This is a genomic window from Xanthobacter sp., assembly GCF_041911315.1.
GTDB classification, from domain to species: domain Bacteria; phylum Pseudomonadota; class Alphaproteobacteria; order Rhizobiales; family Xanthobacteraceae; genus Xanthobacter; species Xanthobacter aminoxidans.
In genome coordinates this window covers 206,826-219,579 of sequence record NZ_JAYRPE010000021.1, presented here as the reverse complement: position 1 = coordinate 219,579, position 12,754 = coordinate 206,826, and the positions used below count along the sequence as shown (strand labels likewise).

General features: G+C 67.8%; 11 protein-coding genes. 5 read left to right on the top strand and 6 right to left on the bottom strand.

The window, feature by feature from the left end; genetic code table 11:
* The first annotated feature begins 98 nt into the window (after positions 1-98).
* Positions 99-497, top strand: a complete 399-nt coding sequence (locus ACE3QW_RS08080) for a hypothetical protein (protein WP_024279284.1) — start codon at positions 99-101, stop codon at positions 495-497.
* Here ACE3QW_RS08080 and ACE3QW_RS08075 read toward each other — a convergent pair.
* On the bottom strand, positions 457-2,082 hold the full coding sequence (locus ACE3QW_RS08075; RefSeq protein ID WP_250166032.1) for a glycosyl hydrolase family 17 protein: 1,626 nt from the start codon (positions 2,080-2,082) through the stop codon (positions 457-459). The two genes, ACE3QW_RS08080 and ACE3QW_RS08075, sit on opposite strands and share 41 nt — an antisense overlap.
* 137 nt (positions 2,083-2,219) lie before the next feature.
* On the opposite strand from ACE3QW_RS08075, the gene ACE3QW_RS08070 reads away from it, so the two are divergent.
* The 4 genes from ACE3QW_RS08070 to gltA all read left to right on the top strand — a co-directional run bounded on the left by ACE3QW_RS08070 (position 2,220) and on the right by gltA (position 8,020).
* A complete protein-coding gene (locus ACE3QW_RS08070) occupies positions 2,220-2,789 on the top strand; it encodes a hypothetical protein (protein ID WP_250166033.1) in 570 nt (189 codons plus the stop codon).
* Positions 2,790-3,118: 329 nt separating this feature from the next.
* Positions 3,119-5,791 carry a glycosyltransferase gene (locus tag ACE3QW_RS08065; protein ID WP_374251119.1) on the top strand — a complete coding sequence of 891 codons (2,673 nt, stop codon included), beginning with the start codon at positions 3,119-3,121 and terminating at the stop codon, positions 5,789-5,791.
* A 98-nt stretch (positions 5,792-5,889) separates the two neighbouring features.
* A complete protein-coding gene (mobA, locus tag ACE3QW_RS08060) occupies positions 5,890-6,540 on the top strand; it encodes a molybdenum cofactor guanylyltransferase MobA (protein WP_374251118.1) in 651 nt (216 codons plus the stop codon).
* A 169-nt stretch (positions 6,541-6,709) separates the two neighbouring features.
* On the top strand, positions 6,710-8,020 hold the full coding sequence (gene gltA / locus ACE3QW_RS08055) for a citrate synthase (RefSeq protein ID WP_024279289.1): 1,311 nt from the start codon (positions 6,710-6,712) through the stop codon (positions 8,018-8,020).
* A gap of 100 nt (positions 8,021-8,120) precedes the next feature.
* On the opposite strand, the gene lpxB is transcribed toward gltA, so the two are convergent.
* The 5 genes from lpxB to lpxD are packed head-to-tail and all read right to left on the bottom strand — an operon-like array spanning position 8,121 to position 12,647.
* Positions 8,121-9,317 carry a lipid-A-disaccharide synthase gene (lpxB, locus tag ACE3QW_RS08050; protein ID WP_374251116.1) on the bottom strand — a complete coding sequence of 399 codons (1,197 nt, stop codon included), beginning with the start codon at positions 9,315-9,317 and terminating at the stop codon, positions 8,121-8,123.
* Entirely contained in the window at positions 9,314-10,237 is a 924-nt protein-coding gene (locus ACE3QW_RS08045) for an LpxI family protein (protein WP_374251115.1), read from the bottom strand. The genes lpxB and ACE3QW_RS08045 overlap by 4 nt, the downstream gene beginning before the upstream one ends.
* A 3-nt stretch (positions 10,238-10,240) precedes the next feature.
* On the bottom strand, positions 10,241-11,047 hold the full coding sequence (lpxA, locus tag ACE3QW_RS08040; protein ID WP_374251113.1) for an acyl-ACP--UDP-N-acetylglucosamine O-acyltransferase: 807 nt from the start codon (positions 11,045-11,047) through the stop codon (positions 10,241-10,243).
* Entirely contained in the window at positions 11,047-11,553 is a 507-nt protein-coding gene (fabZ, locus tag ACE3QW_RS08035; RefSeq protein WP_051679217.1) for a 3-hydroxyacyl-ACP dehydratase FabZ, read from the bottom strand. Before fabZ ends, lpxA begins: the two co-directional genes overlap by 1 nt.
* Positions 11,550-12,647 (bottom strand): UDP-3-O-(3-hydroxymyristoyl)glucosamine N-acyltransferase, encoded by a 1,098-nt coding sequence (gene lpxD / locus ACE3QW_RS08030; protein WP_029558283.1) that lies wholly within the window; start codon positions 12,645-12,647, stop codon positions 11,550-11,552. Before lpxD ends, fabZ begins: the two co-directional genes overlap by 4 nt.
* Positions 12,648-12,754: the final 107 nt, after the last annotated feature.

The window sequence follows — 12,754 nt, the reverse complement described above, 5'->3', positions numbered from 1 at the left end:
GCGTTTGTGAAGCCTTCCGCGGGACATCACCCCTTTTCGCTGGACCGGGCGGTCTCCATGTCACTATGAACACCCCGGCCTGCCGGAGATATCGTCAGATGAACACCCTGCCCTATTCCGAGCGCCCGCTCTTCCGCCCGGGACCGCGCACGCTCAACTGGATGATTCCGCTCGGCATGGGCGCCGTCGGCTGGGCGCTCTACATGCGCTACATGGTTGTGGAGCCGACCCTCGTCTCCCTCGCCTGCGAGGCGGGGCTGGAAAGCGCCGGCTGCTACGGCCGCGCGGCCGTGCTGGCGCTGTCGGCGTGGAACGTGTTCGGCGGCGTGGCGCTGGTGGTGGCGCTGATCCAGCTTCTGGCACCGGGCCTTGCCACCTTCTCGGTGGGCATGGTGTTCGCGAGCTTCGCCCTCGTCTTTCACAACGAGGTCGCCGGCGCACTGGCGGCGATGATGCTCATCCTCTCCTTTGCACGGCCTGGACCCGCCACAGCGTGAAGGCCATGACGAGGCAGAGCGCGCCGAACCAGGCCGCCTGCCAGTTGGCGAGGGTCTCGTTGAGCGGCACATAGAGGCCGGCGACCAGCAGGCCCCACATGGCGATCAGCTCAGCTAGACCCGCGCCGTCGCGATCCGCCCGCCGCACGAGCAGAGGCGCGGCCACCGCCGCCACCAGCGCGGTGAGCGGGAACACCGGGAAATCCTTGTAGCGCGGATCGAACACCAGCTCGAACGCCACCGATCCCACCGCTATCGTGGCCAGCGCCAGCACCGCGGCGGCGGCGACGGCGGCACCCGAGGTCGCCGTCCAGCGGCGGGAATCAAGCGCCACCGAGAAGGGGGCGAGCCCCTGCCCGCGCATGATCACGGCCGGCATCGTCACCATGGCCGCGACGGCGGCGGCAAGGATGAGCCCGTTGCGCAGCCAGCCGACGAAGCCGAGGCTTTCCAGCGGCAGCGCCGAGAGCGCAGCGCCGAGCGTCGCCCCGCCGAACAGGGCGATGGCGGCGATGGCGTACCATTCCATCGGCCGCACCGGCTCCTCGCGGCGGCGGGCGGCAGCGAGGGCCGAACCGAACACCGCGACGACAGACAGCAGACCGACGGCGATATGCATGCGCCAGCCCGGGAAATCCTCCACCGGCTGGCCCCAGGCAAACTTGGGCAGGCGCGTGTCGGCGTCGATCACGCCCCAATGGCCGCCCACCGTGCCCTCGCTGCGCCGCTTCCACGGCTGGTCGAAGGCCTCGATGACGTTGACGCGGTATCCTTGGCGCTTGGCCAGCGCCACCACGTCGTGCATCACCCGCGCCTGATTGGCGGGCGAGGGCAGCGCATCCTCCCGCATGCGGCCGGAGCTGGGCCAGCCGGTCTCGCCGATGAGGATCTCCTTACCGGGAAAGGCCTCGGCCATGCGCTGGCGGATCTCGTCCACATGCGGCCCGGCATCCTCGGCGGAGACCGGCAGGTCCTCCCAGTAAGGCAGGATGTGGATGGTGACGAAATCCACGTTCTCGGTGAGGCCCTTGTTGCGCTCCCAGAACTCCCACACGTCGGCATAGGTGACGGGCACGGCGCCCACCTCGCGCTTCACGCGGGCGAGCACGTTGGCGAGTTCGGTCGCCGACATCTCACCGCGCAGCAGCACCTCGTTGCCGACGACGACGGCCTTAACCACATCCGGATTTTCTTTCGCGAGGCGGATGCCGGTCTCGAGCTCGATGCGGTTGCGGTTCGCATCCGGCCCCAGCCAGATGCCGAGCAGCATGGTGAGGCCGTGCTTGCGGGCCAGCGCCGGCGCCTTGTCGAGGCCCATCTCGATGGAATAGGTGCGCACGCAGGACGTGATCTGCGCGAGGCGGACGAAATCCTCTTCGATCTGGGCCTCGGGAATCACCAACCCCTTCTGGAACGGCGACTGGCCATCACGGAACGGGGCATAGGAAACGCAGGGCAGCTTCTCTCCCGCAGCCAGTGGCGACGGGGGCATGTCCACCGGACGTCCGAGATAGGTCCACAGGCCGGCGATGACGCCGCAGACCAGGAGCGCCAGCACCAGAGGCAGCCGCATGGAGGAAGGCATCTCGTCTCCAGAGGTGAAGGTGTTCCCCGCGCCACATAGAGCGTTGGGCGGGCGGTGTGAAGCCTCCGCCTCGACCATGGCGGACGGTAGGCGAAAGCCACGCTCTCCATACGACATGTGCTGAAGGACGCGCCGTCATGCTGACAAATTCTCTCCCTTCTCCTAGGGTGTCGGGCGCGGCGCCCGCCGACCATTTTCTCGAGATCATGATCCTCATGCACCCCTACCGCCTCCCGCTGCTCGCGGCCGCAATCGTTTTCGCGTGCCTCTCGCCGGCCTCGGCCCAGACCCAGCCGACCGACCAGAAGCCGCCGGCGGAGCTGACCGCCGAGCAGAAGGCCGCCGTGGCCGAGCAGCGCCGCTCGGTTGAGGAGTTCAACGAGGCGGCGAAGCTGCCCGGCGCGGCCGGCCTGCCCGAATGCGTCTTCACCGGGCGGCGGATCGCCGCACTGATCTGGAACGACGACGTGGACACTGCGCGGCGGCATCTGGAATTCTACGAGCGCTTCGGCTGCCCCACCGAGCATCTGAAGGTGGCGGTGCGCTGCCTCGTGCGGCAGGGCAAGATCGACACCAAGGCCGGCGAGAAGGTCGCGGCCCGTGCGCAGCAGTGCTGGGTGAACCCTGACTTTGTCGCCGCCGCACCGGCACCTGCGGCGGGCGCAGCGCCGGCCGCGCCGGCCGCCCCCGCTGGCGCCGCGCAATAATCAGATCATTGCGCAGACACTCGGCTGACGCAGCGTCGTCGAAGAGCCGCCATGATCGGGATTTATCTCTCTACGTGAGAGTGTTAGTGTCTCGATGCATTGCAGCGTAAATTTACCATTAATGCTGCAATGCCGACCTTGGGGCAGGTCGAAAGGGTGCCCTGGTACGTTCGCGTAATTCCCGGAAACGTCCTCTGGAACCTGTGCCTTAAGCCAGCGTTGGGTTCCGACTTCCCCTATGGGTGGGCCTCGCCATGCGTCCCGGTCTTGCTGCTGCGGCAGCGGTCATTGCGGTTGTGACCTCGTTCCACGCCGCGATGTGGCTTTCCATGCGTCCCGAGGCGAGCGCTCCGAACATCACGGACCGCTTCCAGAGCCTGTCCTTCGCGCCCTTCGCGCGGAACATGAGCCCGGAAGGCGACGCCCCCACCACCGAAGCGCAGGTGCGCTCGGACATGGCGGTGGTCGCGCCCTACAGCCGCGGCGTGCGCACCTATTCGTCCACCAACGGCAAAGAGCTGATCGCCCCCATCGCGGCCGAGCAAGGCCTGCGCGTGACCGCCGGCGCCTATCTCAACCGGGAAGTCGACAAGGATACGGGCAAGCCGATTGAAGTGGTCGACAAGGCGACCGGCAAGAAGGTCACCGTCAAGGAACGCAACGACATCGAGATCGACGGCGTCGTCAAGGTCGCCCGCCAGAACCGCAATGTGAACGCGGTGATCGTCGGCAACGAGACGGTCCTGCGCGGCGATATGTCGAAGTCCGAGCTTGCCGCCGTCATCCGCAAGGTTAAGCGTCAGGTCAACGTGCCGGTGAGCACCGGTGAAATCTGGAACACCTGGCTGGAGCCGGATGCGCCCGAGCTGGTCGCGTCCGTCGACTTCATCCTCGCCCACATCCTGCCCTACTGGGAAGACGTGCCGGCCGATCAGGTGGTCGACTACACCATCAATGCCTACAACCGCCTGCGCGCCGCCTATCCCGGCAAGCGCGTCGTGATCGGCGAGTTCGGCTGGCCCTCGCACGGCTACAACCGTGGCGCCTCCGTGCCTGATCCCATGGAGCAGGCCAAGATCATCCGCAATTTCGTCGCCCGCGCCGATGCGCTGGGCATCGAGTACAACATCATCGAGGCGTTCGACCTGCCCAAGAAGCAGAACGAAGGCTCGGTGGGTCAGTACTGGGGCGTGTTCGATGCGGACCGCACCCTGAAGTTCCCCCTCACCGGCCCGATCTTCGAGAAGACCTACAACCAGACCGCCATCCTGGCGCTGCTCTTGGGCGTGCTCTTCACCCTGCCGCTGCTGCGCATGCGTGACCTCACCGTGACGCAGGGCCTCGTGCTGGCGGCCTCGGCCAACGGCGTCGCCGCATGGCTGGCGCTGGTGGTGGACTACTGGCTCAACCATTACGTCAGCGGCGGTGACTACCTCACCCTTGCCCTCAGCGTCGTGATGCTGGTGCCGCTGGTGTTCGTCCTGCTCTATCGCATCGAGGAACTGGCGGCGGTGGCCTTCGGCAGCGGTCCCAAGCGCCTCGTCGAGGAGCAGAAGCACGCCGCGCCCTCGCGCTTCCCCAAGGTCTCCATCCACGTGCCCGCCTATCGCGAGCCGCCGGAGATGCTGATCCAGACCATCGATGCCCTCGCCCGGCTGGAGTATCCCAACTACGAGGCGATCATCATCGTCAACAACACGCCGGACTCGGCGATGGTGGAGCCGGTGCGCGCCCACTGCGCCACGCTCGGCGACCACATCAAGTTCATCAACGCCGAGAAGGTGGCGGGCTTCAAGGCCGGTGCCCTGCGCATCGCCCTCGATGCGACGGCCCCCGATGCCGAGATCATCGGCGTCATCGACGCCGACTATGTGGTGACGCCCGACTGGCTGAAGGACCTCGTGCCCGCCTTCGACGATCCGACCGTCGGTCTCGTCCAGGCGCCGCAGGATCACCGCGATGCCCATCGCAGCCCGCTGCACGAGGCGATGAACGCCGAATATGCCGGCTTCTTCGACATCGGCATGGTGCAACGCAACGAGGACGACGCCATCGTTGTCCACGGCACCATGTGCCTCATCCGCCGCGCGGCGATGGTGGAGGCCGGCAACTGGTCGTCCGACACCATCTGCGAGGACACTGATCTCGGCCTGTCCATCGCCGAGAACGGCTGGAAGACCCACTACACCCGCAAGCGCTACGGCTATGGCCTGCTCCCCGACTCGTTCGAGGCGTTCAAGAAGCAGCGTCACCGTTGGGCCTACGGCGGCTTCCAGATCATCAAGAAGCACTGGCGCCGGTTCCTGCCGGGCAATTCCCGCCTGACCACGGCGCAGAAGCGGCACTTCGTGCTCGGCTGGATTTCCTGGCTCGGCTCGGAATCGGTGGGCGCCTTCATGGCCGTTGCCTCGCTGCTGTTCGTGCCCTTCGTCGCCTACTTCTCCATCTCGGTGCCGGCCCACGTGCTGACGCTGCCCATCCTCATCACCTTCCTGGTGTACGTGCTGCACTTCATCAGCCTGTACCGCCTCAGGGTGGAGACCACGCCGATGCGCATGCTCGGCGCGGCGGTGGCGGCCAGCGCGGTGCAGTTCACGGTGGCCAAGGCGGTGTTCGACGGGTTCCGCTACAAGGACCTTGCCTTCGCCCGCACCGCCAAGGGCAACAACTGGCTTGCCGGCGCGGCCCGCTCCTTCCCGGCCCTGCCGGAAGCCATCATCGGTGGCCTGCTGATCGCAGCGGGGGCCTACATGCTGGTGGCGAACAACCTGCCGGGCTCCACCATCGTGAAGACCTCCAACGACTGGCGCCATATCCGCGAGATCAACCTCTACGGCATCGCTCTGCTGGTGCAGAGCCTGCCGTACGTGGCCGCGGCGATCATCGGCGCCTTCGAGCCCTCGCGCCTCAATGACTTCGCCACCTGGCGGGCCATCGGCGCCAAGCTCTCGGCGGTGCCCCGCCGCCTCGGCCTCAACGCGCGCCGCGCCGTCGTGGACTGACCGGGGCCGCAGACCTGAACCGAACGCCCGGCCCTCGTGCCGGGCGTTTTCGTTTGTCCTCCCCTGCGCCGCCCCGAACGGTGGCGTCCTGAGCCGCGATGCCCGAGCAGCCGACCAGCCCCCCACCCTCCCCGGCTCCCCCCGCCCTGATCCTCGCCGGAGGCCTGGGCCGGCGGATCAACGCGCCGGCGCTGGGGGCTGCGGAAAAGCCGCTGGTGGCACTGGGAGGCCGGCCCCTCATCGCGCACGTCATCGAACGCCTGAGGTCCCAGGCCGGCCCCCTTCTCATCAACGCCAACGCCCCCGCCGGGACCTATGAGAGATTCGGCCTCCCGGTGCTGCCGGATACCATCGCAGGCTATCCGGGACCGCTCGCCGGGGTTCTGGCGGGCCTTGACTATCTGGCGCAGATGGCGCCCGCCTCAAGCCTCGTCACCGTCGCCGCCGACACGCCGTTCCTGCCGGACGATCTCGTCGCCCGGCTGACGGAGCGGCACCGGGAAACCGGCACCATTGTGTGCGCGGCATCGGGTGGACAGCGCCATCCCGTCATCGCCCTGTGGCCGGCAGCGGCTCGCGCCGCGCTGCGGCAAAGCCTTGAGGCGGGACGGCTGAAAGTCGGGCTTCTCCTCGATGCCCTCAATGCCGTAACGGTGTCGTGGGATGGCCTTCCGGATGACCCATTCTTCAACGTGAACACGCCGGAAGACCTTGCCATTGCAGAGAAACGCCTCGCTGCCCGCCAATGAAGCATGGTCATGCTTGCGGCAGGATTGGGGAGGGTTTAGGACTGCAGGACGGCGGCTTCGCATTCGCGAAGATGCCGGAGCGGAGACGGACTTGCCGCTCGGAGACCGGACCGCCACCTCCGGCCCTCCGCCGAAAACGGGGTCTGTCCGCCCAAAGGATGAGGGATCCATGGACGCCACCACCAACACCGGGGCAAAAGCGGCCAAGCTAAGCTTGGGGGAGAAGAGCTGGGACCTTCCGATCCACGAAGGCTCCATCGGACCCGACGTGGTCGACATCTCCAAGCTCTACGGCCAGACGGGGATGTTCACCTACGACCCCGGCTTTACCTCGACCGCTTCCTGCGAAAGCAAGATCACCTACATCGACGGCGACGAAGGCGTGCTGCTCTATCGCGGCTACCCCATCGAGCAGCTCGCCGAGAACGGTGACTTCCTCGAGACCTGTTACCTCCTGCTCTACGGCGAACTCCCCACTGCGGCGCAGAAGGCGGAATTCGACAAGTCCGTGACCAATCACACGATGGTCCACGAGCAGATGACCCGCTTCTTCCAGGGCTTCCGCCGCGACGCCCACCCGATGGCCATCATGGTGGCTTCGGTCGGCGCGCTCTCGGCCTTCTATCACGACTCCACCGACATTTCCGACCCCACCCAGCGCCTGATCGCATCGATCCGCATGATCGCGAAGATGCCGACGCTGGCGGCCATGGCCTACAAGTATTCCATCGGCCAGCCGTTCGTTTATCCGAAGAACGATATCGACTATACGTCGAACTTCCTGCGCATGTGCTTCGCTGTCCCGTGCGAGGAATACAAGGTCAACCCCATTCTCTCGAAGGCGATGGATAAGATCTTTATCCTCCACGCCGATCACGAGCAGAACGCTTCCACCTCCACGGTGCGCCTCGCCGGCTCTTCCGGCGCCAACCCCTTCGCCTGCATCGCCGCCGGCATCGCCTGCCTGTGGGGCCCCGCCCACGGCGGCGCCAACGAGGCGGCCCTCAAGATGCTGGCCGAGATCGGCTCCGTGGACCGCATCCCCGAATACATCAAGCGCTCGAAGGACAAGAACGATCCTTTCCGCCTGATGGGGTTCGGCCACCGGGTCTACAAGAACTACGACCCGCGCGCCAAGATCATGCAGCAGACCTGCCACGAAGTGCTGACCGAGCTCGGCATCAAGGACGATCCGCTGCTCGACGTGGCCGTGGAGCTGGAGCGCATCGCGCTTCACGACGACTACTTCATCGAGAAGAAGCTCTACCCGAACATCGACTTCTATTCGGGCATCACCCTCAAGGCGATGGGCTTCCCCACCACCATGTTCACCGTGCTGTTCGCCCTCGCCCGCACTGTGGGCTGGATCGGCCAGTGGAAGGAGATGATCGAGGACCCGAGCCAGCGCATCGGCCGTCCCCGCCAGCTCTACACCGGCGCCGCCCAGCGCGACTACGTGGCCATGTCCAAGCGCAAGTGATCTCCAAGCGCAAGTGAGCGCTGGAGATCGTCTGAATAAGGAAAACGCGGCCTTCGGGCCGCGTTTTTCGTTTGAGGATCAGTGTGGCTGCACCAGCGCTTCAGCCCGGTGACGGCAGGGTGCCGGGGCGGCCGTCCTGCGCGAGGCGCAGCACCACCTCGGCCGCGCGCGCGCTGGGGCTTGGGCCGGCAATGCCGAAGATGTCGTCGAAGCTGGCGAACGCCGCCTCCTGCCGCTGCCGCGCCGGGCTGTCCTCCAGAAGACTGCCGAGGGCACCGACGAGCGCCGGCACCGTGCAATATTCCTGCAGGAACTCCGGCACCACATTCTCCCCCGCCACCAGATTGGCCAGGATCACCGTTGTGCCCTTCAGCACCCGCCGGCCGATCTGCGCCTCCAGCCAGCCGATGCGGTAGGCGGCAACGTGGGGAATGCCGGCGAGTGCCAGTTCCAGCGTCACCGTGCCGGAGGCGGCGAGCGCGGCGTGGGCGGAACGGAAGGCTTCCAGCTTCTCCGCCTCGTTCGTCACGATGCTCGGCTTCAGCGGCCAGCTGGCGATGGTCTCGCGCACCAGCCCCTCCAGCCGCGGCAGGGTGGGCAGCACCAGTTCCATCTCGTGGGCGCGACCGACCTCGGCCAGAGCCGCGCCGAAATCCGCGCCAATGCGCGCAATCTCCCGCCGCCGGCTGCCCGGCAGCACCAGCACCAGCGGCGGCTTCGCCCGCCGCCGCTCGGCTTCAGCGGGCGACGGCCGCAATTCGTCCAGCCGCTGCAGCAGGGGATGGCCCACATAGAAGGTGGGCGGCCCACCCAGCTTGCGATGGACCTCCGGCTCGAACGGCAGCAGGGCCAGAAGGGCGTCCACATAGGGCCGCATGGCGGCCGCCCGCCCCGACCGCCAGATCCACACGGTGGGCGAGACATATTTGACGATGGGAATGTTCGGGTTGCGCGCCCGCACCCGCGCCGCCACGCGGTGGGTGAAGTCCGGCGCATCCACCAGCACCAGCACGTCCGGCGGGTCGGCCAGCACCGCCTCCACCGTCTCCTTCAGACGCCTGAGGATGGTGGGCAGCTTGCCGACCACGGCGGCGATGCCGATGGCGGTCAGGTCCTCCATGGCATAAAGGCTTTCGAGCCCGGACGCGCCCATGCGCCGGCCGCCGACCCCCCGGAAGGACGCGCCCGGCGCGGCCTCGACCAGCGCTTCCATCAGCGCGCCGCCGAGTTGGTCCCCTGACTCCTCACCCGCGACGATGAAGACTTTCGGGGCGCGTGCGCCGTTCTGCGGGGTCACGCGGTGTGCCCTCCGATGCCGGCGACGAACAGGCCGGCCGCGTCTGCGGCCTCCACCAGCGCCTGCGCATCCGGCACGATGGCCCCGCCCGCCTCGAAGGCGATGCCGGCAAGACCGACCTCAGCCGCGCGCGTCACGGTCTGCGGGCCGAGGGAGGGCAGATCCACCCGGCGGTCCTGCCCCGGCTTGGGCGCCTTCACCAGCACGCCCTTGCCGGCGGCGAAGCGCAGACGGCCGGAACGGCGCATCTCGCCGTAGCGCGCCAGCATCTGGTCGGTCCCCTCGGCCGCCTCGACCGCTGCCACCAGCCCGTCCACCACGATCACCCCCTGCCCCACGTCGAATGGGCCGAGGGCACGGATGACATCCAGACCACGCGCGATATCCGCCTGCTGGGTCTCGCTGGGTGTGCGCGCGCCCAGCACGCCCTGCGGCAGCAGCAGGCGCGGGGCCACCTCGTGCGCGCCGACCAGGGTGAAGCCCTGTTCCGAAACCAGGCCCAGAACGCCCGAGAGGAGGTGATTGTCGCCGCCGCGGAACAGGCGGGCGATGCGCGGCAGCAGCCGCAGCATGGTGAAATCAAAACCGAGGTCGCGCAAACGCGGGCGGGTGAGCGCACCCACCATCACCACCTCGCGCACCCCGCGCGCCCGCGCCCACGCTGTGACGGATCCAAGCGAGCCGAGCCGGAACCAGCGGTGCGGATAGCGCTCCAGCGCCGGATCGGCAAATCCCTGGATAAGGAGCAGCACGACCTCGCGGCCCTCCGCCCCGGCCGCTTCCGCGACCGCAGCAGGAAAGGCGCCGCTACCGGCGACAATGCCGAGCGGGGTCCGCTTCTGCGCCGCACAGGGGCCGGACGCATCCGGGCGGCGCGCCGCCCCGGCACGCCCCTGCCCGTCTTCCCCCGGCAGGCCCACGGCTCAGTCCTCCTTGATGACGCCCCGCGCGGGATGGCAGATCGGGCGCTTGCGGTCGGCATCGATGAAGGCCACCACGGCCGCCGCGAACGCCGATTCCCCAATCATCTGCCGCACCTTGTCGAGGCGCTGGTCGAACGTGCCCTCGCCAAAGAAGAGGTCGCGATAGACCGCGCGCGCCGCGTGCAGGTCGGACTTGGTGAAGCCGCGCCGCTTCATGCCCACCACGTTGAGGCCGACCAGCTTGCCGGCCTGCCCGAGCACGTTGGCGAAGGGGATCACGTCCTCGCGCACGCCGGTGAGACCGGAAATCATGCACTGGGCGCCGATGCGGGTGAACTGGTGCACCGCGCACTGGCCGCCGAGGAAGGTGAAGTCACCGACGCTCACATGGCCGCCGAGCACAGCATTGTTGGCGAAGATGACGCCGTTGCCGACCGTGCAGTCGTGACCCACATGGGAGCCCGTCATCATCATCACGCCGTTGCCGATGCGCGTGATGCCGCCGCCGCCCACCGTGCCCGTGCTGGCGGTCGCGTGCTCGCGGAGCATGCAATCCGTGCCGATCACGAGCTTCGTCGGCTCGCCCTTGTAGTGCACCGACTGGGGCGCGGACCCCAGCGAGGCGAAGGGGAAGACCTGCGTGCGCGCACCGATGGTGGTGACGCCCTGGATGACCACATGGGCGTGCAGCTTCACGCCCGCTTCGAGCACCACATCGGGACCGAGGATGGCATAGGGACCGATCTCGACATCATCCGCGAGCCCCGCCGGGTTCTCCACCCGGGCGGTGGGATCGATCTTCGCCACTAGCTGTTCTCCACGATCATCGCGCCGACTTTGGCCTCAGCCACCAGCTCGCCGCGCACCTTGGCCTCGCCTCGGTACCACCACATGTTGCGGCGGCGGCTGATGCGGGTCATGTGGTATTCGAGCACATCTCCCGGCACCACGGGCCGGCGGAACTTCGCCTCGTCGATGGTCATGAAATAGACCAGCGAGGGCTTCTCCTTGTTTTCCTTGCCCAGCACGCAGACGACGCCCGCGGTCTGCGCCATGCCCTCGATGATGAGCACACCCGGCATCACCGGATTGCCCGGGAAGTGGCCGAGGAAGTGCGGCTCGTTGGCGGTGACGTTCTTGACGCCGATGCAGGAGAGATCGCCGTCGATCTGCTCCACGCGATCCACCATCAGGATGGGATAGCGGTGCGGCAGGCAGGCGAGCACCCTCTGGATGTCCGCGCTGCCGAGCACCTTGGGGGCTTCGGCCTGGGCCGCGCCGGCTTCGCCGGCTGCGCGCGTGGTGTCGTTCATTCCTGCGGTCCTTCCCCTTCCTCGTCGTCCTTGCCCCGGCGGGCGCCGGCGGCGGCGATGCGCCTGAGCGTCGCCACCTCGCGGAACCACTCACGCACAGGCTTAGCCGGCGAACCGCCCCAGCGCACGCCGGGGGGCACGTCGCCCTTCACGTTACTGGAAGCAGCGATCTGCGCGCCGGTGCCGATGGTGACATGGCCGACCACTCCCACCTGCCCGCCGAGCATCACGAAATCACCGAGCGTGGTGGAGCCCGAGATGCCGGTCTGGGACACCACGATGCAATGGCGGCCGATCACCACGTTGTGGGCAATCTGCACCAGATTGTCGATCTTGGTGCCCTCTCCGATCACCGTGTCGGTGATGGCGCCGCGATCGATGGTGGTGTTGGCGCCGATCTCGGCATTGTCCTGCACCACAACCCGGCCGAGCTGGGGCACCTTCACATGGCCCGCAGGGCTCGGCTGGTAGCCGAAGCCGTCGGAGCCGATGCGCGCACCGGCATGGATGATGACGCCGTTGCCCAGATAGGCGTGGATCACGCTTGCACCGGGTCCGATGGCGCAGTTGCGGCCGATGCGCACGTTCGGACCGACAATGGCGCCGGCGCAGATGACGGTGCCCGCGCCGATCTCGGCGCCGGGGCCGATGACGGCGCCCGGATCGACCGTCACCCCATCCTCCAGCCGCGCCTTCGGATGGACCTGAGCGCCGGGGGCGACACCCTCATGGCCGAAGATCGGCAGCGGGCGGAGCGCGGCCGGAAACATGCGCCGCGACACGGCAAGGAAGGCGGCGGCCGGACGCGGTGCAATCAGCAGGGGCAGGCCGGCCGGAGCCTTGGGGGCAAAGCGATCGGAGGTGATGAGCGCGCCAGCGCGCACGCTGCCGAGCTTCTCCGCGAACAGGAAGGAATCGCAGAAGGCGAGTTCGTCGGGGCCGGCGGTTTCCAGCGTGCCGAGGCCGCTGATGCGCCGGGCACCGAGCTCAGCCTCCTCCGCGGGGCTCGAAGCGGCAAGCCGCGCTCCTGAGAGGGCTGCCACTTCCGCGAGGGTCAGCGGCTCCGGAAGCGGGAAGAAGAGGTCGTGACTCATGACGGATACGCCCAGACGCCGGAGGACGGAACAGGAGGTTTCACGTACGCGCCAAGGAGGCCTCCGGGCAAGCCCCAAGCACGCGCAAATCCCAGCCGCAGGTCGGC